Source organism: Azospirillum mesophilum, from assembly GCF_053470405.2.
This window is the reverse complement of the sequence record NZ_JBPXMQ020000039.1, coordinates 25,666-50,077: the sequence shown is the minus strand read 5'-3', so window position 1 is coordinate 50,077 and position 24,412 is coordinate 25,666. Positions and strand designations below refer to the sequence as shown.

The window sequence follows — 24,412 nt, the reverse complement described above, 5'->3', positions numbered from 1 at the left end:
CGATGCGGCGGCCCACGGTGCGGCGGCCCACGGTGCGGCGGATCGTGCTGTTCGGGGATACGGTCGGCATCCCCCAGATCCTCGACGTTTCCGACGTTCTCGGGCCGGCGCGGATTATCGCCTTCGTCGCGGCCGGGATCCGCCTGGCCCAGCACGAGTCCATCGCCGGCTTGGCGCGGGCGGCCGGAGTGCCGTTCCTGGTGCAGCCGCGGCCCGCCGACCCGACCTATTCCGATTTCGTCGCGCGGCTGCGCGCCTTAAACCCGGACCTTCTGCTCATCAACTCGTACTCCATGCTGCTGCGGCCGGATGTGCTGTCCCTGCCGTCGGCGGGGTGCGTGAATGTGCATGGCGCCCTGCTGCCGGCCTACCGCGGGGCCACGGTGACGGAATGGGCGGTCATCAACGAGGAGGCGGAAACCGGCGTGACCATGCACATGATCGACGACGGCATCGACACCGGCCCGATCCTGGCGCAACGCCGCGTTCCCCTCGGCTTCGACGACACCTGGGTCGACGTGCGCCGGCGTGTGCAGGCGGCCACCGTCGGGCTTCTGCGCGACACCTTGCCGGAGGTGCTGGCGGGGCGGCTTGCCGCTGTTCCCCAGGACGAATCCCACGCCCGGCATCACCGTCGGCGCACCCGTGATGATGGTGCCTTCGCGTGGAGCCAGTCCGTGCGCTCCATCTACAATCTGGTGCGCGCCCTCGTTCCGCCCCATCCGGGCGCCCACTATCAGGAGCCGGCCGGAACCTTGCGGATCATCGACCGCTATCTGACGGTGCCGGAGGTGCTCGGCCTGAAGTTCTCGGCCGGAGGCGGAGGGTTTCGGCTGGAGGGGGACGCCGTACGGCTCGAACCGCTGCCCCCGGATACGGATGACCGCGCCCGGGCGAACCGGACCATCGCGCTGGAGGTTCACGGCCGGGCCGGGGGCCCTCGCCTGGGAACCTGCGTCCTGGAGCGGATCGATTACGCCTCTGGCCGTTGGCGCCTGAGGCTCGGGGTGGACAGGCCCGGCGATTGGGTGAACGAGGCTGTGGCCATGGCGCGTCGGCTGGCGGTCGCCGAACTGGGGCTGGCGCCGGTGGAGGAGGACTAGCGTGGCCGGTCGATGCGTGGTGGCGATCCACCAACCCAATTTCCTGCCCTGGCTCGGTTTCTTCGACAAGATTGCGCGGGCCGACATCTTCGTCGTGCTGGACAACGTCGCCTTGCAGCGAACCGGGGGCAACTACACCAACCATGTGCGGATCCTGATGGGGGGCCGTCCGGCGTGGATCACCGTCCCGGTGGTGCGTGGCGAGGACGCGCGCAGCCGCATCGACCAGGCCCGCATCGCCGAAAACGGCGTCTGGCGCCGCAAGCTGATCCGGGCCATCGAACAGAACTACGCGCGAACCCGGTGTTTCGCCGAGGTGTTCCCCGCTCTGCTGCCGCTGCTGGAGACCGACACCTCTGGCCTGAGGGATTTCAACCTCGCCGGGATCCGTGGGCTGTGCGCCATGATGGGCGTGGACGCCGGCAAACTGGTCCTGGCCAGCGAATTGCCGGTGGAGGGGCGGGCGACCGACCTGCTGGCCGGCATCGTCAAGGCGGTGGGGGGGACAACCTATCTTGTCGGCGGCGGAGCCGGGGGCTATCAAGAGGATGCGGTCTTCGCGGCCGCCGGCATCGACGTCCTGCGGCAGGATTTCGTGCATCCCCGGTACGAGCAGCGCGGAAGCGAGAATTTCGTCGCGGGGCTGTCGATCGTCGATGCCCTGATGAACTGCGGACCGGCAGCGGTCGCACGCATGCTGGGAGGCGGGCCATGCGCGTACTGATCACCGGGGCGACGGGATTCGTCGGCCGGCGGGTGCTGGAGCATCTGGTCGCGCGCGGCGACGAGATCTGGGCCATCGCCCGCACGCCGCCGGCGGACCACCGCCTTGGGCCTGTCCGCTGGCTGCGCCACGATCTTGCCCGTCCGGAGCCGCCGGTCGGGTTGCCGCGTGCCATCGACGCGGTGATCCACCTCGCCCAATCGCCGGATTACCGTGGCTTTCCCGAGGCCGCGCCGGAGATATTCGCGGTTTCCGCCGGCAGTTGCGCGCATCTTCTCGACTGGGCGCGCCGGGCCGGGGCCAGCCGCTTCATCGTCGCCTCCACCGGAGGGCTGTACGGATCCTGCGACCGGCCGATCCGGGAGGACGATCGCGTGGAGCCAGGGAACGGGCCGCTGGCCTATTACTTCGCGGCCAAGCGCACGGCCGAACTGATGGCATTGTGCTACGCGGACAGCTTCGCGACGGTCGTGCTGCGGTTCTTTTTCGTTTACGGCGCGGGGCAGAATCCGGCCATGCTGGTGCCGAGGCTGGTCCGGGCGGTGCAGGGCGGCCAGCCGGTTCCCATCGAAGGGGCCGACGGCTTACGTTTCAACCCGATCCATGTGTCCGACGCGGCCCGGGCGGTGGTGGGCACCCTGGGGCTGGACCGCGCCGGCATCATCAACGTGGCTGGACCGGAGGTGGTGTCGCTGCGCGCGATGGTCGAGCGGATCGGGGCCGTTGCGGGCCGTCCACCGGTTCTGGCCCCCGACCTGTCGCGGCGTCCCGGCGATCTTGTTGCCGACATCGCGCGGATGACCAAACTCCTGCATCCGCCCGTCGTCGGTCCGTACGAGGGGCTGGCCGATTTCCAGAAAGACACGGGAAAAGTCGCATGAGCCGCAACGAGCCTGAAGCCTTCACCCTGGCTCGCTACGCCGCCATTCTGCGCGCGGGTCTGGACGCAGGCTACCGCTTCGCCGGCTTCGATGAACTGGCTCAGGTCCGCGGCCTGTCCACCCCGGCGTGCCTGCTGCGTCACGATTGCGACAACGATCTGGTCGCCGCCTTGCGGATGGCGCGGGTCGAGGCCGAGGCCGGTGTGCACAGCACGTGGTTCGTCATGCCCCGCTCGGCGCTTTACAACCTGTTTAGTCCGCCCAACGCCGCCATCGTCCGGGAGATCCTGGCGCTTGGACACCGCTTGGCCCTTCATTTCGACGAACTTCCCTTCCGGGACGCGACGCCCGAGGTCCTGGCCGCCCAGGTCGAGCGCGAGCGATGCTGGTTGGCCGAGGAGTTCGGCCACCCGGTCTGCGCCGTCTCGTTTCACCAGCCATCCCGCCGTGTGCTCGACAACGCCATCATCCTTGCTTGCCTGAACACCTACGACCGGAAGGACATGGACGGATTCCATTACCTTTCGGACAGCAACATGAACTGGCGGGAAGGCTGTCCCGGCGACCTGTTCCGGGAACGGCGCCATCCGAAGTTGCAACTCCTTGTCCACCCGGAATGGTGGACAGACGGGCAGATGTCCCAGGCCGACAAATGGCGTGCCATGCTGGCCGACAATTTCGGCCTGATGCAGCGCAGCCTGCTCGAACGGGAAGCCACCTACAACGTCGCCCAGGACATCGTCTTCCTTCCGATCGACTCAGGAGGACACGGGGCGAAGGGAAAGACCGAGCCTTCCTCGTGAGGGGTGAAGGCCTGTCGTCCATGGACCTGTCGTATTATGCTCCAGGGCGCTTCAGCTCTGATACAGAAGGCGGCGTTTCACCTTGAAAAGCCTCCTGACTCTTCTGGCTGGCAACCAGCCGATCTTCCCGCTTTCCGCCATTGGGTGCGGCAGCATTCCCGACCGTACGCCCTGGCTCATGACCGCGGTCGGCGCGTTGGGACCGCGGCAAGCTCCGGTGCGCATGCTTGAGATCGGCTCCTTCGCCGGCTGGTCGGCGTTGGCGTTGGCCGAGGCGGCGGAGCGCTGCCGGGACAGGATGTGAGCAGCTATCTCGACCGGGAGGAGGCCGCTCCCGTGGACGGCCTGACCGTGCGTGGCCTGCGGCAGGCGCTCGATGCCGGAGAACCGCTTGCCGTCGTCATCGCGACCCAGCACTGGCGCGAGGTGCGGCCGACGCTGGTCCAGCACCCCCACATCAAGGCCTACGTTCACTATCAGGTGGCCGATTCGCACCTTTTCCGGGTTTAGGGCGGATCGCGGGATCCGTTGGGCGTAAACGCTTGTCCAAGGCCGTTGCACAGCCGTAACGGCGGAACCAGCCGCGCGCGTCGGAGGAACTGACCGGTCGAGGACGCCCGGCAAGGTCTCTCCAGGGCCTCACGGGTGCGCGCGGCGACGATCTTGATTCCGGGATCGGCACACGGCTCGCCGCGGGTGCGGTCGGGCGAGGTGGAACGCTGTATTCAATCTTGCATTGCGTTTCTGAGATTCTGATTTCCGATTTTTAGAATCGGTATCGAAATCGCCAACATCTCCCCTTCTTCTCCATCAGACTGCATAAAATGTGATGCAGATCTTTCGTCTTGCCCCTTTTTCGAGAAGGGATAAACTATAGCGCAGCCTTAAAGGGCATTCGCCGCCAACCAGCGTACTCAGGAGAGCTTGGCGGTGATTGCCGGGCACGGAGGCGCTCGCAGCTGGCGTGAAGCCAAGTGAGGCTTCGACGCGCCGGGTCCGGGACTGCACGGAAGATTGGGCGCTGGATGATGATCGGCTTTTCGCACGGGCTAACACCATTACCGGACGCTCCAGCGAACGCGTCAACCCTCGACGGGAATCGCGCCGCCAAGCCGACGCGCCGAGGCGTGGGAAAGGCCTTCAGGCGGATCCTCGGGTGCTTCGTCCTTGCCCTGACGCTATCGCTGTCGGTTTCCTGGAGAATGGGCATGGCGTCTCCCGTGCTGGCCTATGCCGGCGTTGAGCGGATCGTGGTGGTCTGCCGAGTTGATCCGGCGGACACCGGCGCCTTGAGCGCGGCCGGAATTGGCCAATTGGCGCGCCAGATCATCGCCGACGGGCTGGCGCAAGGACGCCGGCCGGTGGTTGTGGCTTCGGCCGGCGATTCGGCGCTTGTCGACCCCACGGCACTGATCGTGACCATACACGCCAACGCGGCGGCCGATCCGGCGCAGCCCGGGCAGGCCGCGATCGGCGTTGCCGTGCGCAGGCCAGGCCAGGTCGGCGACGCCATCCCCTTGTTCCTGGCCCCCCCGGTGGTGGTCGACACGCGCTCGGCCGACGCCGAGTCCGGAATGCGGCGTGCACTGCGCACGCTGCTTCTGCCGGCGGTCATCGAACCAATGACGTCCATGCCCAATGCGCGCTGAATGAAGGATTGGGAGTGCCGACAATGCTGAACGATCAAGAAAACACAACCTTATCCACCAGCAGCGAATCGACATCCGATCAGTTCGTGGTGAGCTACGGGCAATGCGGTTGTTCCCAATGCCGCGCCGCCCTCGGCGAGTTGTCCTCGACGACCACGACCTCCTTGGAACCGGTTTCGGCCACCATCTCTTCGGGCAACACCAACATCGACGCCCTGCTTGCCGGCAGCGCATACCGGTGGAACGCCAACACGGCGGTCGGCACCGCCGTGACCCTGACCTACAGTTTTCTGACGAGTGTGCCGACCTACTACGCCTCCAGCGCGGCGGAGCGGAGCGGCTTCCAGGCGGTGACCGCCGGCATGCAGACGGGCATCCAGAGCGCCCTGGCCTTCTACGAGCAGGTCGCCAACGTCAAGTTCACCTACGACGCGTCGGGCGGCGGCCAGCTTACCTTCGGTCAGTGCAACATGGGCTCCGGGTCGGCAGCTTACGCCTACTACGCCATGGGGCCCGGGCAAAGCCAGTATGCCGGCGACGTCTGGTTCAACGCGAATTACGCCGTCAACCAGACGCAGACGGTCGGCAGCTATGGCTACATGACCACGCTGCACGAGATCGGCCACGCCATGGGGCTGAAGCACCCCGGCAACTACGACGCCGGCGGCGGCGGAACCGCCGGACCTTACCTGCCGTCCTCGACCGACAGCGTGAAATACACGGTGATGTCCTATTACGGGGGAGATCTTTCTCTCGCCAATCCGCAAACGCTGCAACTGTACGACATTCAGGCGATCCAGTACCTGTACGGGGCAAACACCTCCTGGCACAGCGGCAACGACACCTACACCTTCTCCAATTCGTCTCCGACGACAATGACGATCTGGGACGGCGGCGGCAACGACACCATCGACGCCTCCAACCAGACCCGCGCCACGACCATCTACCTGAGCGCCGGCTGCTTCAGCTCAATCGGCAACGACGCTTATGGCTCTGCGGCCTTCCAGAACGTCGCCATTGCTTACAACGTCACCATCGAGAACGCGATCGGCGGCAGTGGGGACGACACTCTGATCGGCAACGCGGTGGACAATATCCTGACCGGTGGCGCCGGTAACGACTCGATCAATGGGGGCGGTGGCACCAACACCGCCGTGTTCACAGGCAATCGGTCGGAATACAGCGCCTCCTTGGTCAACGGCATGGTGAAGGTTGCCGACAAGATCAACGGACGGGACGGCCTCGATACCCTGCAGAACATTCAATTTCTGAAATTCGCTGATCAGGTGGTGTCGGTCAGCACATTGCAGCCGAACGCAGCACCGACGTTGGCCACGACGTCGCGGGGGGTGGGCTTTGGTCAGACGGTCGCCCTGTCGACGCTGGTCAGCGCCACCGACAAGGACGGCGACGCTCTGGTCTACTTCTTCACCGACCCGGCGGGGGCCGGCCGGATCAACCTGAACGGCGCGGTCAACCAGCTGAGCGCGACGCAGCAGGCCGCCGGCAACTATCAGGTCTCCGCCGCCGACTTCGCCAAGCTGACCTACACCGGCAACGGCGCCGAGCAGCTGAGCGTCTGGGCCTACGACGGGGTGCAGTGGAGCGCCACGGGGACGCTGTCGATCACCAACAGCGCGCCCACCGTGACCGCGACGTCGAAGGGGGTGGGCTTCGGCCAGACGGTCGCCTTGTCGACGCTGGTCAGCGCCGCCGACCCTGACGGTGACGCTCTGGTCTACTTCTTCACCGACCCGGCGGGCGCCGGGCGGATCAACCTGAACGGCGCGGTCAACCAGCTGAGCGCGACGCAGCAGGCCGCCGGCAACTACCAGGTCTCCGCCGCCGACTTCGCCAAGCTGACCTACACCGGCAACGGCGCCGAGCAGTTGTCCGTCTGGGCCTACGACGGGGCGCAGTGGAGCGCCACGGGGACGCTGTCGATCACCAACAGCGCGCCCACCGTGACCGCGACGTCGAAGGGGGTGGGCTTCGGCCAGACGGTCGCCTTGTCGACGCTGGTCAGCGCCGCCGACAAGGACGGCGACGCGCTGGTCTACTTCTTCACCGACCCGGCGGGGGCCGGCCGGATCAACCTGAACGGCGCGGTCAACCAGCTGAGCGCGACGCAGCAGGCCGCCGGCAACTACCAGGTCTCCGCCGCCGACTTCGCCAAGCTGACCTACACCGGCAACGGCGCCGAGCAGCTGAGCGTCTGGGCCTACGATGGGGGGCAGTGGAGCGCCGCGGCCACGCTGTCGATCACCAACAGCGCGCCCACCGTGACCGCGACGTCGAAGGGGGTGGGCTTCGGCCAGACGGTCGCCTTGTCGACGCTGGTCAACGCCACCGACAAGGACGGCGACGCTCTGGTCTACTTCTTCACCGACCCGGCGGGGGCCGGGCGGATCAACCTGAACGGCGCGGTCAACCAGCTGAGCGCGACGCAGCAGGCCGCCGGCAACTATCAGGTCTCCGCCGCCGACTTCGCCAAGCTGACCTACACCGGCAACGGCGCCGAGCAGTTGTCCGTCTGGGCCTACGACGGGGCGCAGTGGAGCGCCGCGGCCACGCTGTCGATCACCAACAGCGCGCCCACCGTGACCACGATGTCGCGGGGGGTGGGCCTCGGCCAGACGGTCGCCCTGTCGACGCTGGTCAACGCCACCGACAAGGACGGCGACGCGCTGGTCTATTTCTTCACCGACCCGGCGGGGGCCGGGCGGATCAACCTGAACGGCGCGGTCAACCAGCTGAGCGCGACGCAGCAGGCCGCCGGCAACTATCAGGTCTCCGCCGCCGACTTCGCCAAGCTGACCTACACCGGCAACGGCGCCGAGCAGTTGTCCGTCTGGGCCTACGACGGGGCGCAGTGGAGCGCCACGGGGACGCTGTCGATCACCAACAGCGCGCCCACCGTGACCACGACGTCGAAGGCACTGGGCCTCGGCCAGACGGTCGCCTTGTCGACGCTGGTCAGCGCCGCCGACAAGGACGGCGACGCGCTGGTCTACTTCTTCACCGACCCGGCGGGCGGCGGGCGGATCAACCTCAACGGCGCGGTCAACCAGCTGAGCGCGACGCAGCAGGCCGCCGGCAACTACCAGGTCTCCGCCGCCGACTTCGCCAAGCTGACTTACACCGGCAACGGCGCCGAGCAGCTGAGCGTCTGGGCCTACGACGGGGCGCAGTGGAGCGCTACGGGGACGCTGTCGATCACCAACAGCGCGCCCACCGTGACCGCGACGTCGAAGGGGGTGGGCTTTGGTCAGACGGTCGCCTTGTCGACGCTGGTCAGCGCCGCCGACAAGGACGGCGACGCGCTGGTCTACTTCTTCACCGACCCGGCGGGGGCTGGCCGGATCAACCTCAACGGCGCGGTCAACCAGCTGAGCGCGACGCAGCAGGCCGCCGGCAACTACCAGGTCTCCGCCGCCGACTTCGCCAAGCTGACCTACACCGGCAACGGCGGCGAGCAGCTGAGCGTCTGGGCCTACGACGGGGCGCAGTGGAGCGCCACGGGGACGCTGTCGATCACCAACAGCGCGCCCACCGTGGCCGCGGCCTCGCGGGGGGTGGGCCTCGGCCAGACGGTCGCCCTGTCGACGCTGGTCAGCGCCGCCGACCCTGACGGCGACGCGCTGGTCTACTTCTTCACCGACCCGGCGGGCGGCGGGCGGATCAACCTCAACGGCGCGGTCAACCAGCTGAGCGCGACGCAGCAGGCCGCCGGCAACTACCAGGTCTCCGCCGCCGACCTCGCCAAGCTGACCTACACCGGCAACGGCATCGAGCAACTGACGGTCTGGAGCTACGACGGGGCACACTGGAGCGCCCCGGCGACGCTGTCGATGACCAACAGCGCGCCCACCGTGACCACGACGTCAACGACGCTGGGCGTGGAAAAAGTGGTCGCCTTGTCCACGCTGATCAGCGCCGTCGACCCTGACGGCGATACGGTGACGCGCTACACCATCACCGACCCGGCGGGCGGTGGCCGGATCAGCCTGGGAGGAGCCATCAATCTGGCCAGTGCTGCCGAACAAGCTGCCGGTTCCTACACGGTTTCCGCCGCCGATCTGTCCAAGGTGATCTTCATCGGCGGCGGCAATGAGCAGCTGAGCGTCCGTGCTTACGATGGGGTGCAGTGGGGCGGGGCGGCAGCGCTCACGGTGACGGACAGCGCGCTGGTCGTGACCGCCAAGCCACCGTTGAGGTTGAAAACCGGCGAGACGGTGCCCCTTTCCGATTTGTTCAGCGTCACCGATCCGAGCAATTCGATAACGATGTACTGGTTCCAGGATCTCAACCCGCTCAACGGTGGCACGGTGAACCTGAACGGTGCCACCAACTTGCTGAGTTCCTTTGAAGAATCCAGAGGTTACTATCAGGTCTCAGCCAAAGATCTTTCGAAAGTCACATTCACGGGTGACGGCACAGCATATTTGATGGCCAGATCCTATAACGGGGTGAGCTGGGGCGAGAAAGCACTTCTCTCTGTGTACAATGCCGCTCCGGTCGTCAAAACCTATCCGCGATCGCTCAAGCTCGGTGAGACGGTCAGCCTCTCCGAATTGTTTTCCGTCACGGATTATGAGGGCGACCAGATTACGAAATACTCTATCTGGGACAAGGCAGGCGGCGGCACGGTGAACTTGAACGGTGCCACAAATCTGCTGGGTTCAATCAATACTGAGATCGGGCGATACGAGATACTTGCTTCCGACTTTGCAAAGCTTACCTACACCGGAGGTGGAACGGAAGACGTAGAGTTCTCAGCCTTCGACGGTGGGGCAGGCTATGTGGTGCCGCTGCGGATAACCAATGCCGCGCCGGTCGTCGAGGCCTTGCCGAAGACGCTCAATCTCGGTCAGACGGTCAATGTGTCCACTCTGTTCAATGTGACCGACCCCGATGGGGACACGATCACCCGCTACGCCATCAAGGACCAGGCGGGCGGCGGTACGATCGAACTGAACGGTGCTACCAATCTGGCCAACGCGACAGACCAGGCCGCCGGCGTCTACGAGTTCTCGGCCGCAGACCTCGCAAAAGTCACCTACACAAGCAACGGCCGTGAGGAACTGAGCGTTCGGGCCTGTGACGGGGGGCAATGGAGCGGCAGCGCGTCGGTGCTGATGAACAACGGCGCGCCGGTGCTGACCGCCGTGGGGCAGTCGTTGAAGGCCGGCCAGACCGTCGACATGTCCACCTTGTTCAAGGTCGCCGACGCCGGTGACCTCCCGGTGACGCTCTACTCCATCCATGACCCGAACGGTGGCGGTCATGTAAACCTGAACGGCGCCACCAATCTGGCAAGCGGGGACGACCAAACCGCCCAGATTTACTGGGTCTCTCAGGCCGACCTCGGAAAGGTAACCTATACGGGCGGCACAACCGAGGATTTGGCGGTCTCGGCCTTCGATGGGGTGAATTGGGGGAATGCGGTTGCGGTCACACTGACCAACTCCGCGCCAACCGTGTCCGTGATTGAAGAGGCGTACTCCTTGACCTCTCCTTTCTACGTGTACAATAGCGAACCCTTTAAAATCGCGGATCTTCTTGAGGTTTCCGATCGTGAGGGCGATCAGATCACGCAGTACCAGATTAATGCCCCGTCCGTATGCGGAAAAATGGAGCTGAATGGCGCCACCAACCTTGCGGATGCAGCCGATCAAGCCAATGACAAATATCTGGTCTCCGCTGCCGATCTTGCGAAACTGGAATTCACCTTCGTTCCCAATCTTAGTGTGATCAAAACTCCCCTTCGTGACGGCATATTCATGGAAATTTCCGCCTACGACGGCGTGCAATGGAGCAAGCCGGGCTTCATCGGGGTCATGATAGACTTGTAAAGCCCGGCAATCCGTTGGACGGCGGCTCCAAGCCGGGGCTTCTTCCGTCCCCGCTCCCGGCGGTCTCTGGCCTCTGGGAGCGGGGGCGGGGCGGGACTGCTGGGCCTTGCCATCTGAAGGTCACCAGCACCGCCACAACCGACGAACTCACGAAGGTCCTGATTCACGAAGAAGCGCAACGGAGTCATCCGCTGGTCCAACAAGTTGCTCTGTCCAGATAAGATTTCCGCGCGACGATTATGCTGATGCGTTTTGTTCTTAATAAATTGTCAACGGCCTGCAACTACAATCCTGGGTCATATTATTGCGGACTGAATCGATACCTTCGAGCGACAACAAGGTCATTTTCGCCATGCCAACCATGATTTGCGTCGTCGGCGACAAGGGGGGGATCGGAAAGTCCACATGGGCGCGCGGCTTCGCCGATCTTTGCCGGATGAGGGGCGTCAAAACCGCGCTGTTCGATGCCGACTGGCTGTGCCGCACGCTGTTCCGGGTTTTCTGCGCGCACGCGCCGGACGGCTCGGTGGTGCCGCTTTCCCGCCAGGATCCGCGCACCGGGTGCGTCCTCTACGATATCCACCATCGCGAACTCGGCCGTGACTTCCTGCTCAACAGCATGGGCGTGCCGGGGATCGACATCGTCCTGCACGATCTTCCCGCCGGCTTCCGGGCGGACTTCACCCAGGTCATGGGCGTGCCCCATCCTGAAAACGCCCTTCGGGAATTCGTGGCATCCGCCCGGGGCATCGGCGTCCAGCCGGTGTTCGTCACCCCCCTGACACCGCAATGGACCAGCCATCAGACGGCCGTGTGGCTGGCCGAAACCGTGTGCCCGCAGGCCGCCGTGGTTGCGGTGCGCAACGAGCAGTTCGCCGACGACCAATTCACGCTTTGGCGGACTGCGGAACAGGGCCGCTTTGCGCGCGCCGGTGGTGTGGAGATCGCCATGCCTGGGCTGGATGGCCAGACTTATCTGAATTGCGACATGCAGAACCTGCGGTTGAGCGCCGCCGGGCAGAGCGAGACGCTTTCCCTGGCCGACAAGCTGCGCGCGGCGTCCTGGTTGCGCCGCTTCGAGGTGGAAATCGCCAAGGCTCCCGGCGTCCTTGGCTTGAAAGGCTGGCCGACCGAGACGGCGCCAACGGACATCGCGGCGGCCGATCAGGCCGTCGTGGCGGGCAGGCGATGACCGGGATGCGCGGCCATGGCCGATGAATCCGCAAAAGGCCCGGAGCAGGCCAGCACTTGGCAGCGCGCCGTCGAGTTGAACCGCCAGATCGACGACGTCGTCGCAACCATCGAGCGCGCGGTGTGGTGCGGCCATTCGCAGGTTCCAATTCACCAGCCGGCCCCTCTTCGGCCGCCCGTCCCGGCTCCGGCCGCGTCCAAGCCCGTTCTATGGCCCGTTTCTCCCACGGTGCCACAGCGCCGGAACGGGTTCACCACCACCAACAGCCGGGGCGACATCGAGGCGCCGCCGCCCACGCCGCCGGCTCGCCCTGCGTCTCCGCTGACCTTGGTCGAAACGACGGCCTCGCCGCCGGAAACTCCCCCAACCGCGTCCAATGGGGAGGAGGATCTGGCCGCCCTCGCCGCCGAACTCGCCGCTGGTCTGCATGACTTGAGAAAGCAGCGGGATGGCATGCCCGATCCTGCCACGCTCACGTACGCGCTTCCATGGGACGCCAAGCCGCGCCCTCTTTTCGTCAAGGACGAGGCGTCGGAAGACTGGCTGCCCAACCCCGTCGGGGACGACGACATTCGCGACGCCGTACAACCCCACTGGCGTGTCCTGTACGAGCGGGCGGAGGGCGCGGAGCAGGCCGCGAACAGCCTTGGGGAGGCCCACCGCAAGTTGGGGATCCTGCGCCATGTGGGCGCACGTCGTCGGGCACTGCGCGAAGCACGGGAAACCGCGGCGGCGGCGGCCCAGGCCAAACGGACGGCCGATCTTCTGTGGGCCGGGGAGGCCATGCGCCAGCAGTTCGAGCACGACCGGGCGCTCGCGACCCGCATCTTCGAGCAGGCGATGCAAGCCGCTGGCGGCGTGGCGCGGCTGCTTGCGGACATCGCCGACTTGGAGGCTCAGGAAAAGCTGGTCACCGCCCTTCGCGAGGCCGGTGTGACCACCGTCGCCCGGCAAGATGGCGAAGGGAGGCGACAGGCGCTGGAACGGGCTCTGGCCGAAGCCGCGATCGCCCCCGCCCCCGCCGAAGACGACCGGGTTGGCGAGGCGCCTCCGGAAGACGAGGGCTCCGCCATGCAGGGCGCGCGGGACGCATGAGGACGCGCCGCCGGAACATGGCGCACGATTACGGATCATCAATGCCCGCCCGTGCCGGGGCTTCCCGAGGGGAGAAAGCGCCTTGTCCCAAGCGGCACAGATGAAGCCGGCACAGATGAACGTTGCCGAGGCCCTGCCCGGAAACACCGGGCTGTGGTGTCTGGTGGCCATCGCGCGGCATCACGGGCTCGACCTGTCCGAAAAGCATCTTGTGCATGCCCACGCACTCGGAACGGCCGAGATCAGCGTCAGGCAGATGGTCCGGCTTGCCCGCACGTCGCAGATGAAGGCGCAAAGCCTGCGCCTGACCTGGAACGATCTTCAGCAGTCCGGGCAGGCTCTTCCGGTGGTGCTGCGCCTGCGCGACGGCAGTTACGTGATCCTGGCCGGCCTGCGCGGCGACCGGGGTGTGCCGGAAGTGGCCATCCGCAACCCGCTGGCCCGCGTCGCCGGGTTCGAGTTCTGGACGAGGGAAACGCTCGACACGGTGTGGACTGGTGAGGTGGTGCTGCTGAAGCGCCGCTTCCGCCTGACCGAAACCGGGCGGACCTTCGGCCTGTCCTGGTTCGTGCCGGAAATCGCGCGCCAAGCCCGATCCTTCTTCGATGTCGCTGTCGCCGCGGTCGTGCTGCAGATCATCGGATTGGCGCTTCCCATTTTCTTCCAACTCGTCATCGACCGTGTCGTCCTGCATCAGACCTATTCCACCCTGACGGCGCTGGGGGTCGGGGTGCTGATCGCGATCGTTTTCGAAACGGCGCTGACCTACCTGCGAAGCCTGCTTCTGCTGCACGCGACCGCCAAGATCGACATCCGGATGGCGACCACCGTGTTTGCCCATCTGCTGTCGCTGCCGATCGACTATTTCGAGCGCGTGTCCGCCGGCGTTCTGGTCAATCACGTGCAGCAGGCCCGCACCGTGCGGGAGTTCATGACCGGGCGGCTGTTCTTCACGCTGCTCGATGCCATCGCGCTGTTCATCTTCGTTCCGGTTCTGCTGTTCTACAGCATGCCCCTGGCGGCGGTGGTCATCGCCATCACGCTCGCGATGGCCGGCATCGTCGCCGCGGTCGCCGGCCCCTTCCGCCGCCGTCTCCAGGACCTTTACCGGTCGGAGGCCGACCGCCAAGCGTTGCTGGTCGAAGCGGTGCACGGCATCAACACGGTCAAGGCGCTGTCGCTGGAGCCGGTGCACCGGCGCGTTTGGGACGGGCGGTCGGCGGAAGTCGTCGAACGCAGCGTTTCCGTCGGAAACCTGTCCGCCGTCGCCCGCGCAGTGTCGGGATTCCTGGAAAAGGCCATGACGGTGGCCGTCTTGTGGTTCGGCGTGGAACTTATCTTTGCCGGCACCCTGACCGTGGGCGAACTGGTCGCCTTCCACATGCTGGCCGGGCGGGTGACGGGGCCGCTGATGCAGTTGATCACCTTGATAAACGATTACCAGCAGGCCGCCGTGTCGGTGCGCATGATGGGCGAGGTGATGAACGCCACGCCCGAACAGGGGCTGAGCCGCGGACTGCAGCCGCAATTGTCCGGGGCGTTGACGTTCGAAGACGTGTCGTTCCGCTATCCGACCGCCATCTCCCCAGCCCTGGACAAGATCACTTTCGCGTTGCCCGCCGGATCCGTGCTGGGCATCGTCGGCCGCAGCGGGTCCGGCAAATCCACGCTCGTCCGGTTGCTTCAGGGGCTCCACACCACGCGCGACGGAATCATCCGCATCGACGGCTACGACCTGCGGGAAATCGACAAGATTCACCTGCGCCGGCAGATCGGCGTGGTGCTCCAGGAAAACTTCCTGTTCCGCGGCACGGTGCGCGACAACGTCGCCATCAGCAGGCCCGACGCGGGCTTCGAGGAGATCGTGCAGGCCTGTCGCCTTGCTGGCGCCGACGAGTTCGTACAGCGGCTGCCGCACGGCTACGACACCCCGCTGGAGGAAGGGGCCGTCAATCTGTCGGGCGGGCAGAAGCAGCGCCTCGCCATCGCGCGGGCGCTGCTCCGCCGTCCGACGCTGCTGATCCTCGACGAGGCGACGAGCGCACTCGATCCCGAGAGCGAAGCGATCCTGCAGGCGCATCTGCCCGACGTCACTCGCAACCGCACAACCCTGATCATTTCGCACCGCTTGGCCACGATCCGTCACGCCGACGCGATCCTGGTGCTGCACGAAGGCCGCATGGCCGGCTTCGGCACGCACGAGGCGCTCCTCGAAACCTGTCCCATATACCGGCACTTATGGACCATTCAAACGGAAGCCCTCCGATAGGCGGAACCCACCGGCTCGCGCCCCCTCGGCCCGCCTCATTGAGCGCGTTCCAGCCGGACGCCGTTGCCATCGAAGAGCGCCCGCCGCCTCGGCTGGCGCGGATGACGCTGCACGTCATCGTCCTGCTCATCGCCGCGCTCGTCGTCTGGGCGTCCGTTTCCGAGGTGGACCGCATTGTCAGCGCCCCAGGCCGCCTGATCACCACCAAGCCGCTGATCGTGGTGCAACCGCTGGAGACCGGAGTCGTCCGCTCCGTCGAGGTGTCGGTGGGCTCGATCGTTCGGGAAGGCGATTTGCTGGCCACGCTCGACCCGACCTTCGTCGAGGCCGACGCCACCGGCCTGGAAGAAAAGCTGGTGAGCCTGACGGCCGAGGCCGAGCGTTTGCGCAGCGAGATCGACGGTACGGCCTTGCACGCTCCGCCGGGTGACCGCGCGCGGGCCTTCCAGGTGCAGTTGCGCGAGCAGCGGATGGCCGAATACCAGTCCCGCCTTGCCTCCTTCGACGCCGCGGTCGCCCGGTTGGAGGAGAACATCGTCTCGAACAGGGAAACCCAGGAAAGCCTTCGCGAGCGGCTCCGGGTTGTAAACCAGATCGTCGCCATGCGGGAGGAACTGTTGCGGCGCGATGTCGGGTCCCAGCTTCAGGTCATGGAGGCGCGGCTCAACCAGCTGAACATCAAGGAACAGCTCACCAGCAAGCTGGCCGAGGGACGCGAACTCCTCCACAACCTGGAAAAGGCAAAGTCGGAACGCGGCTCCTTTATGCAGGAGTGGACCCGGGTAGGAGCCGACAAGCTGCTATCCGTGAGCCGCGAGATCGATACGACCACCCAGGAACTCGCCAAGGCGAAACGGCGCAGCAACCTCGTGGACCTACGCGCGCCATCCGATGGCGTGGTGCTGGAGATCGCCCAACGCTCGGTGGGATCGGTCGCCCGCAGCGCCGAAGCGCTGATCACCATGGTTCCCCTGAACGTGTCCTTGGAAGTAGAGGTGGAAGTCAAAGCGTCCGATGTTAGCCGCATCCGCACCGGCGACCCGGTGCGGTTGAAGCTCGAGGCGTTGCCTTACCAGCAATATGGTCATCTTGAGGGAGCGGTGCGGGTCGTCAGCGAGGACTCCTTCCGACCCGAGGCCGACAAGGCGCGGACCATCTATCGCAGCCGAATCAGCATCGAACGCGATAAACTGCGCGATGTCCCCGCGGACTTCCGGCTGATCCCCGGCATGACGGTAGCGGCTGAGATCATCATCGGCCGGCGCACGGTTATCGCCTACTTCCTGCACCCCATCCTGCGGGTGTTCAACGAAAGCCTGCGCGAGCCCTGATCTTTCGCCGAAACAGAAGTTGAAGCCGCCGCAAGCCTTTCGGCTTCGAGCACGCCTGACGGCAAAGCCCGAACTGGCCAACTCGGCCCACCGATCGTCCAGTCCATGCGACCTCACCCAAACCAGGATTGCCGCTTCAGGCCCGGTGCACCTCGTCGAGCCACAGGCGCAGCATCAGCAGCAGCCAGACCTGGGCCACATTGGCGCCCGTGCGGTCGTAGTAGCCGCGCACCACCGACCGCACTTCCGCGTCGTCCAGCCAGGGGATCGCCGGAGCCGCGGAACCGACCAGGAGATCCTGCACCAGCGGGCGCAATGGGCCGTCGAGCCATGCCTGGATGGGAATGCCGAACCCCATCTTGGGACGGTCGATGGCCGCGGGCGGAAAGAAGCGCTCGGCCGCAAGCTTGAGAAGGTGCTTGCCGCGCACGCTCCCGTCCGGCTGCCGCGCCAGCTTCAGCGAGGTCGGCAAGTTGAAGGCGAATTCGACCAGCCGGTGGTCGAGCAGGGGGACGCGCACCTCCAGGGAATGGGCCATGCTGGCGCGGTCGACCTTGGTGAGAATGTCGTCGGGAAGGTAGGACCGCAGATCTCGGGCTTGGCAGCGTCCCACGGGGTCAAGGCCGGCGGGACAGGCGATCTCTTCGTCGTCCTCGGGTCGGGTGGTTCCCATCAGCCGCCGCCGCGCGTCGGCGTGAAACGTGTCGCGCGCGTTGTGGTGCAGGAATTGCCAGTCCGGCCGGGACGGCCCTGCCGGCTCCCGCGATCGCAGGCGGTGCCAGACGTCGGCGTGGCTGTTGTAGCCGGCGAACAGTTCGTCGCCGCCGTCGCCCGACAGCACCATCTTCACCTCCGCCGCCGCCATGCGCGCGACGTACCAGGTGGGGATCGCCGAGGAGTCGGCGAACGGCTCGCCGTAGATTCGCGCCAGTTCGCCCAGCAGCGATGCCGTCATGTCCACGGTCACATGCTCGACCCGCAGCCGCGCGCCGATCGCCTCGGCCGCCTGCCGGGCATAGGGAACCTCGTCGTGGGTCCGTTCGCGAAAGCCGATGGTGAAGCAGCGGGGCGGCTCGGGCATGGCGCGCGCCATGCAGGCGGCCACGACGCTCGAATCCAGGCCGCCGCTCAGGAAAGCCCCGAAAGGAACGTCGCTGCGCACATGCATGGCGATGATCTCGCCGAGCAGGGCCTCCAATTCCTCCAGGGCCTCGGCCTCCGGCCGTTCGCGCACCTGCGGGACGAGCCGCCAGTAGCGGTGCAGGGACGTTCGGGCCTCATCGGGATCGATGACGAGGCAGCAACCGGGTTCAAGCTTGCGCACGCCGCGGTAGATCGTATGCGGCGTCGGCACATGGCCGTAGCGCAGGTAGCCGGCCAGGGCGTCCGGGTCGACGTCTCGGGGCACCATGCCGGAGGCCAGCAGGGCTCTCAGTTCCGACGCGAACAGGACCTGCGCGCCGTCGGAAAAGTAATACAGCGGCTTGATTCCCAGGCGGTCCCGCGCCAGCAGGACCCGCCCGCTGCGCGGGTCGAGGTGGGCGAAGGCGTACATGCCGGCGAAACGCGGCAATGCCTCCCGCCCCCATTTCTGCAGGCCGCGCAGAAGGACCTCGGTGTCCGAATCGGTGCCGAAGGGCATGCCGTCAAGTTCGCGGCGAAGCTCGATATAGTTGTACAGCTCACCATTGTAGGTCAGGGTGTCGCCATTGACATCGTCAACGAACGGCTGTTGTCCGTGCGCCGGATCGATGATGGCCAGCCGGCGGTGTCCGAACCCGACCGGACCGCGGATGTGGATGCCCTGGCCATCCGGGCCACGGTGAACGAGGGCCTGTGTCATCCGTTCCAGCGCCCGCCGGTCCACGGTCCCGCCATCCAGGCGAACGATACCGGCAATTCCGCACATCGGCTCGGCGTTTCCCTTCGAACTGGACGTAATCTTTAAGCAGACGGCCCCTCAGTCTATAATAGCAAACTTTGTACCGATCGCCGAGACCGCCGATGCCGTCCACTCTCCCACAGTTTCCGTCACCGATGACCAACCGCCCTCTGGATCCGCAAGTCGTCGAGACGTGGCGATGGCGTATCCGGATGGAAACGGAGGCCAACTATCATTGCGAGATGGGAACCGGCATCGCCCGGGAAGGAAATCTGCCGGCGGCGGCGGAAGCCTTCCGGCGCGCCCTTCGCATCAAGCCGGACTATCCGGAGGCGAGCTGGCAACTGGTTGAGGTGCTGCGCCGCCTTGGGGAGGTCGGGCAGGCCCAGGCCGTCCACGAGGATGCGCTCTCTCATCGCGCCGACTACGCCTCCTTTGCGCTGTGCCGGCTCGGGCAGCAGGCAATTCTGCGCGGCAAAATGGATGAGGCGGCGGATTTTTTCGATCAGGCGGCGCAGCACAAGCCGGAAACCCCGGCCGTCATACTCTGGCGCGACCTGGTGCGCGCGGCGCGCGTCCATGCGCCCTTGTCCCCCCTGCCCGACGGGCTGGTCGCCGCCATTCCGGCGGACGAAGCGGCCGATCTGGCAACCGAATATTCACGGGTGGCCCGCGACCTGATGAATTGCCAGCTCATGCCGCTGGCCGAAAGCCTGGCCCGCCGCGCCGCCGCCTTGGACCCGTCGGCGTATGAGGCCAGCAACTTCGTCGCCATCCTGCTGTCCATCACCGGGAACTATGCGGAGTCGGCGCGGTGGAGCAGGCGAGCGCTGGTGACCAACCCCGGCCATGCCCCGCTGTTGATGCAGGAGGGGCTGAGCCAATGTTATCTCGGCAACTTCAAGGATGGCGAGGTCAGCCTGCGGCGCGCCATCAGCGTCGATTCCAGCGACATGAGTTTGCACGCCAATCTGGGCTACGCCCTGCGCAGGCAAGGGAAATACCCCGAGGCGGTGGCCGTGCTCCGGCACGCCGTCGAACTGCCGCCGCCGACACCGTGGGTCCACGGCGAGGTCGGCCGCGCGTACCGGGGCATGGGTGATCTGAAGAGATCGGCCGAGGCCTACCGCAAGGGTATCGCCCTCGCCGACGGCGCGGCCGGCTCCGAATGGCTGCAGGACGAACTCGACGATGTGCTGCGCCAATTGGGCTGAGCGGTTTTTCGGACGCTTTTCTTTCCAACCAGCAGGCCATGGGCCCGGCCTCGTCCGGGCGCATCTCCTCACGCGGGACAACGGATGATCCGGCACCTTTCCTTGACCTCGATCCGGGCGTGGCGGCGCCGAAGCCTGTGGCGGGCCCCGGCCATCGTCGCCACCGCCCCCTATCCCATCGACGTGTACCGGACGACTCTGCGCCGCCTCCTGGGCCGGCGTGGCGTGACGGTGTTCCCCTTCACCAGCCGCGCGGCGATCCCGCGCGGCCAGACGGTCCTGTTCGTCCGGCACGACGTCGACACCCGCGACTGCGTGCGCAACATGGGGCGGCTGCTGGCGGTCGACCATGAGCTGGGCATCCCGGCCGCCACCTACATCCGCGTCGACGGGATCGACTACGACCCCGCCGAATGCCGGGAGGAGGTGGCGCGGCAGAAAGCCCTGGGCATGGAGGTCGGGCTCCACTCCTCTTGCTATCTGGAGGATGATTTCTTCGGCGCCTTCCGGCGGGAACTGGACGTGTTCCAGGGCCTGTTCGGCTTTGCCCCGGTCAGCTTCACCATGCACGGCCTGGGCGCCGTCCGGACCGCGGAACGGACCGCTTTCACCGAGGCGGTGCCGGGCCGCCTGGATGAATTCGGCATCGCATTCTCGGACTGCAATGTCAGATTGCGGACCTATCGCCATGTCGTCCAAGACTGCAATCTTGACCAGCGCGCGCCAGGGCGGCGTTGCATGTATGTCGACTTCGCCAAGCCGGAGGTGTTTCTTGAGCCTGGCCACGCGCTTCTGCTGCTGACCCATCCCTGTTATTGGCAATGACTTTCCCGGATTGTCTGGTCGCGCATCACAGGGCGCGCAGTGCTTCCAAAACCCTCCGCACAGGCGCACCCGCCTCTTCCAGACCATCGGCGCGGCCGGACAGCCGTTTGGCCAGTTCGCGCGCCAGCCGCCGGCTGACGGGGCTGGCTTGGCCGGGAGTGGCGGCGAAGCGGGCGAGCATCTCTTCCAAGCGTCCGAGGACGCGGGGATCGGAAGGCGCCAGCCCACCGTCGAGGAAGCGCTCCACCTCTCCCTTGGCTGCCCCGAAGTCCACGGCCAAGTCGAGCTGGCCCAGGATGTCCGGGGTGGCGAAGGTCTGCAGGAAGCGCTTGGTGATGTAGGGCGGGGTCAGGCGGCCCACATGCTGGAAATCATAATGGGCCAGGGAGTCGAACAGGCGCAGCTCCTCCATCACCATTTCATAGGACGGGAAGTAATGGAAGGGCCGGCCGGCGCTCCGGTCGAGGAAATACTCGATGGCCACCCGCAGCACGCTCTTGCACAGGGTGTTGTCGACGAAGGGGTCCCGGTTCTCGCCCCGGACCGCGGCGGCGAAGAGGTAACGTTGCGGCGACACGGTGAAGACCATCGGGGGCACCCGGTCGGGGCCGCCGACGATGGTGGCCACGGCGGCGACGATGCGGTCGAGGGTCGCCACCACCTCGTCCACCGACAACAGCCGCAGCAGCCACAAATCGTCCGGAAGATGGGAAATGCGCGTGATCGGGCGCCCATTCTGGCGCAGCCGGAAGACGCGCGGGCTGCCCAACGTCACGATGAGGAGGCCGGCCTTGCGGATGACCTCGCGGCACCGTTCGGCATGGCTGTCCATCATGGCCAGGGCACGGGGGACCGCGTCCTCCCCGAACAGGCGGAGCTGCCCCATGTTGTAGGGATAGAGGACCACGCCGCCATCGGGCAGAACGACCACGTCATCCTCGTCATGGGGCCGTCCGGATGCCGCGATCTCCAGAACCTCGGCCAGCGTCTCCGGCCCGTAATGGAAGGCATGGGGATCGTCGTAGCAGGTCGTGAACCCCAAAGACGCCGCATGATGGTTGATCTCCGCCGCCAGGCAGGAACCGAAGCCGGCGATCGGCGTGTCGAAGGACAGGATGAGCGGGACGGGGGCCGTCGTGATGCGAAACAGCTCGACATCCAGGCTTTGCGACAGGAATTTGTTGGTCATGGGAAGGCCTCCGGGGGAAGGTCGCGGGATCGTGTCGTGTCAGCCGTAAGGCCGGCGGCATGGTCAACCTGGGCCGTTTCGTCCGATGTTGCAAATCTCCTGCACGGCTGCCCGGGCTTACCCGATCATGGCTCGGCCGTGAGGCGCCAAGTCCATGCTTTGCACTCGTCCTTCCAACTCACCCGCCCAGTCATGATGGCGGCGGTTTCGTAATTCCGGTTATTCCCACGCGTCGCCTATTGCCGCCACGGTCCAAGATTCGAACGAATTAATTGTTTAGAAATTGTTTACGCCAAGTCTCCTAGACATTGACAGACGGAGTCGCCCGGGATCGGAACGACCGCTTTGCCAGGAGTGCATGGACATGGAGCAGATCGCGCCTGGAACCGACGCGCCGGCTATCGCGGCGGATCTCGGCCCGGCGAGCGGTCGGAAAGCGGGGGCGGCGGTCGCGGTGACGGTGGTCGTTGATTGCGACGATGACCGGCATTACGACGTGCTGGCGCGCCTGTTCGCGGCGGATCCGGGCTTCCGGCTGCTGGTCGCCGCGGGGCGCGGCGTTCCCGGCACGCCCGACGACCGCCGCACCTCCGCGACCCCCTCGGACGAGGCTGCCCTGGCCGCCCTGCGCCGGTCGGGATGCACCCACGTCGCCTTCGTGCGCCATCGCTTCATCACCCCGGCCCATGTGGCCGAACTGCTGGCCCGCTTGGCCGAAGGCAAGGAGGCGACGGCCGTCCTGGTGCCGGGCGTGAACACGTTCCTGACCGTTGGCCGGGCCGTGCTCATCGTCCGCGATCTGGAGCGCCGTGCCGGCCGGGCCGCGCCCGTGGCCGCGGCTCCGGTGGAGCTCGCCACCCTGCCCGAACCGGAACCGCGCCGGCTGGTCGCACCGCTTTCGGTGGCCGACACGCTGGGGCGCGAGGGGATCGATCCCGAATCCGTGGCGTTCGATCTGGGTGACAGGGCGCTGCAGAAACAGTTCTTCATCGAGGAACTCGACCGCCATTTCCCGTTGCCGGTCAACATCAGCCTCGTGCTGAGCAACCAGTGCAACCTGTCCTGCGTCATGTGCCCCTACCATTCGCCGGAGGCCCTGCGGACGCGCCAGGTCGACTATTTCGACCACAAGCTATGGCTTCCCCTCACCCTCGTCGAAAAGCTGGTGGCGGAGCTGAAGACGGCTCCGTCTCAGCACGTTCCCTTCAGCTTCCATATGGGGGAACTGGACGAGCCGCTGCTGCACCCGCAGATCACCGACATCGTGCGGTTGCTGACCAGCATCCCCGGCGCCATCGTCCACATCACCACCAACGCCACCCTCCTGACGGAAGAGCGGTCGCGCCAGTTGATCGAAGCGGGGGTGCAGAGCGTCAGCTTCAGCGTCGATGCGCATAGCCAGGACACCTACAAGGCGATCCGCGGCGCCAAGCTGGCGCGGACGCAGCGCAACGTCGAAGGCTTCCTGCGCCTGCGCCAGGAGCTGAACCCCGGGTTGAGCGTCAATCTCTGCATCATCGACCAGGAGCCGGCCAGCACCGAGATCGAGGACTTCAAGAATCACTGGCGGGAACGCGGGGTTTCCAGCGTTTCGGTCTACCAGCTGTTCTCGCCCGAGCCCGACGGCATCTATTGGAACCTGACCGACCGGGTCTTTCGGGAGCAGACCCGCAGCCCCTGCCGCGCCGTGTGGGAACAGGTCTTCGTCTATCCGGGCGGCGAGGTTTCGCTGTGCTGCACGACCCTGGTCCGCGTCCCGCAGGACGGGATGGTGTCCATGGGAAACCTGAACGGCTCGTCTCTGCGGGACATCTGGCAGGGCGTCCCCTACCAGCGGGTGCGCGGCGACCTCATCGACGAGGATTTCTCTGAGCGCCCCTACTGCCGCGACTGCGGGATCTGGTCGCAGACCTACCAGTTCGAAAACGTCCTGACGGACGGCACAAAGCTCATCACCAGCGAGACGATGGAATATTTCCTCTTCCCCGACCACGACCTCAAGGCGATCGCCGGGGAACTGGCCGTCGGCGTCCGCTCCGGCGCGATCCGGGGGATCTGGGGCATCGGCAGCGACTTCGGCCGGATGGTCCGCCTGCACCCGGAGCTTCCGGCAGCGCTGGAGGCCGGTGGCGTGGCTCTGTTCGACCATGAGCGGGCCGGGCACACCTTCAATGGGCTGCCGATCCGCTCCTCGGCGGAGATCGCCGGCTTCGACGGGGGCATCTGCCTGACGCCGTCCTCGCCCGCCTCGCGCGGGAGCATGGCAAGCCACGCCCACGCACTCGGCCTGCCGCCCGACCGCCTGATCGACCCCTATGCCGCGCGGCGGTGACGGCGGCCGGCGCAGCCGGAATGCGAACGCCGAGGCCGGGGCATCAATCCATTGATTATACACACTTC

Annotated in this window: 17 protein-coding genes; 15 read left to right on the top strand and 2 right to left on the bottom strand. The window is 66.2% G+C overall.

Annotated elements, in window-relative coordinates; translation table 11 throughout:
- The first annotated feature begins 2 nt into the window (after positions 1 to 2).
- The 12 genes from ACSVC7_RS26210 to ACSVC7_RS26155 all read left to right on the top strand — a co-directional run bounded on the left by ACSVC7_RS26210 (position 3) and on the right by ACSVC7_RS26155 (position 16,902).
- Positions 3 to 1,103, top strand: a complete 1,101-nt coding sequence (locus ACSVC7_RS26210; protein ID WP_448208557.1) for a methionyl-tRNA formyltransferase — start codon at positions 3 to 5, stop codon at positions 1,101 to 1,103.
- 1 nt (position 1,104) lies between these two features.
- Positions 1,105 to 1,827, top strand: coding sequence for a WbqC family protein (locus ACSVC7_RS26205; RefSeq protein WP_448208558.1), 723 nt, complete (start codon positions 1,105 to 1,107; stop codon positions 1,825 to 1,827).
- On the top strand, positions 1,815 to 2,708 hold the full coding sequence (locus tag ACSVC7_RS26200; protein WP_448208559.1) for an NAD-dependent epimerase/dehydratase family protein: 894 nt from the start codon (positions 1,815 to 1,817) through the stop codon (positions 2,706 to 2,708). Before ACSVC7_RS26205 ends, ACSVC7_RS26200 begins: the two co-directional genes overlap by 13 nt.
- Positions 2,705 to 3,511, top strand: coding sequence for a polysaccharide deacetylase family protein (locus ACSVC7_RS26195; RefSeq protein WP_448208560.1), 807 nt, complete (start codon positions 2,705 to 2,707; stop codon positions 3,509 to 3,511). Before ACSVC7_RS26200 ends, ACSVC7_RS26195 begins: the two co-directional genes overlap by 4 nt.
- 82 nt (positions 3,512 to 3,593) lie before the next feature.
- On the top strand, positions 3,594 to 3,815 hold the full coding sequence (locus ACSVC7_RS26190) for a hypothetical protein (protein ID WP_448208561.1): 222 nt from the start codon (positions 3,594 to 3,596) through the stop codon (positions 3,813 to 3,815).
- On the top strand, positions 3,812 to 4,021 hold the full coding sequence (locus ACSVC7_RS26185) for a hypothetical protein (protein ID WP_448208562.1): 210 nt from the start codon (positions 3,812 to 3,814) through the stop codon (positions 4,019 to 4,021). The genes ACSVC7_RS26190 and ACSVC7_RS26185 overlap by 4 nt, the downstream gene beginning before the upstream one ends.
- Before the next feature lie 698 nt (positions 4,022 to 4,719).
- Positions 4,720 to 5,160, top strand: coding sequence for a hypothetical protein (locus ACSVC7_RS26180; RefSeq protein ID WP_448208563.1), 441 nt, complete (start codon positions 4,720 to 4,722; stop codon positions 5,158 to 5,160).
- A gap of 23 nt (positions 5,161 to 5,183) precedes the next feature.
- Positions 5,184 to 11,015: a M10 family metallopeptidase C-terminal domain-containing protein gene (locus ACSVC7_RS26175; protein WP_483508835.1), complete on the top strand. Its 5,832-nt coding sequence runs from the start codon at positions 5,184 to 5,186 to the stop codon at positions 11,013 to 11,015.
- Between the two features lie 352 nt (positions 11,016 to 11,367).
- A complete protein-coding gene (locus ACSVC7_RS26170; protein WP_448207914.1) occupies positions 11,368 to 12,207 on the top strand; it encodes a hypothetical protein in 840 nt (279 codons plus the stop codon).
- Positions 12,208 to 12,222: 15 nt separating this feature from the next.
- Positions 12,223 to 13,302, top strand: a complete 1,080-nt coding sequence (locus tag ACSVC7_RS26165; RefSeq protein ID WP_448207915.1) for a hypothetical protein — start codon at positions 12,223 to 12,225, stop codon at positions 13,300 to 13,302.
- Positions 13,303 to 13,384: 82 nt separating this feature from the next.
- A complete protein-coding gene (locus ACSVC7_RS26160) occupies positions 13,385 to 15,571 on the top strand; it encodes a peptidase domain-containing ABC transporter (RefSeq protein ID WP_448207916.1) in 2,187 nt (728 codons plus the stop codon).
- A 101-nt stretch (positions 15,572 to 15,672) separates the two neighbouring features.
- Positions 15,673 to 16,902: an HlyD family type I secretion periplasmic adaptor subunit gene (locus tag ACSVC7_RS26155; protein ID WP_483508833.1), complete on the top strand. Its 1,230-nt coding sequence runs from the start codon at positions 15,673 to 15,675 to the stop codon at positions 16,900 to 16,902.
- A 136-nt stretch (positions 16,903 to 17,038) separates the two neighbouring features.
- Here ACSVC7_RS26155 and asnB read toward each other — a convergent pair whose 3' ends face one another.
- A complete protein-coding gene (asnB, locus tag ACSVC7_RS26150) occupies positions 17,039 to 18,811 on the bottom strand; it encodes an asparagine synthase (glutamine-hydrolyzing) (protein WP_448207918.1) in 1,773 nt (590 codons plus the stop codon).
- Positions 18,812 to 18,906: 95 nt separating this feature from the next.
- Between asnB and ACSVC7_RS26145 the strand changes: the two genes are divergently transcribed.
- Together ACSVC7_RS26145 and ACSVC7_RS26140 are read left to right on the top strand one after the other, a co-directional pair.
- Positions 18,907 to 19,998: a tetratricopeptide repeat protein gene (locus ACSVC7_RS26145; RefSeq protein WP_448207919.1), complete on the top strand. Its 1,092-nt coding sequence runs from the start codon at positions 18,907 to 18,909 to the stop codon at positions 19,996 to 19,998.
- 84 nt (positions 19,999 to 20,082) lie between these two features.
- Positions 20,083 to 20,823: a hypothetical protein gene (locus tag ACSVC7_RS26140; protein ID WP_448207920.1), complete on the top strand. Its 741-nt coding sequence runs from the start codon at positions 20,083 to 20,085 to the stop codon at positions 20,821 to 20,823.
- Positions 20,824 to 20,848: 25 nt separating this feature from the next.
- On the opposite strand, the gene ACSVC7_RS26135 is transcribed toward ACSVC7_RS26140, so the two are convergent.
- Positions 20,849 to 22,012: a GSCFA domain-containing protein gene (locus ACSVC7_RS26135; protein WP_448207921.1), complete on the bottom strand. Its 1,164-nt coding sequence runs from the start codon at positions 22,010 to 22,012 to the stop codon at positions 20,849 to 20,851.
- A gap of 364 nt (positions 22,013 to 22,376) precedes the next feature.
- Here ACSVC7_RS26135 and ACSVC7_RS26130 point away from each other — a divergent pair, with 364 nt between their 5' ends.
- Positions 22,377 to 24,344, top strand: a complete 1,968-nt coding sequence (locus tag ACSVC7_RS26130) for a radical SAM/SPASM domain-containing protein (protein ID WP_448207922.1) — start codon at positions 22,377 to 22,379, stop codon at positions 24,342 to 24,344.
- Positions 24,345 to 24,412 lie beyond the last annotated feature (68 nt).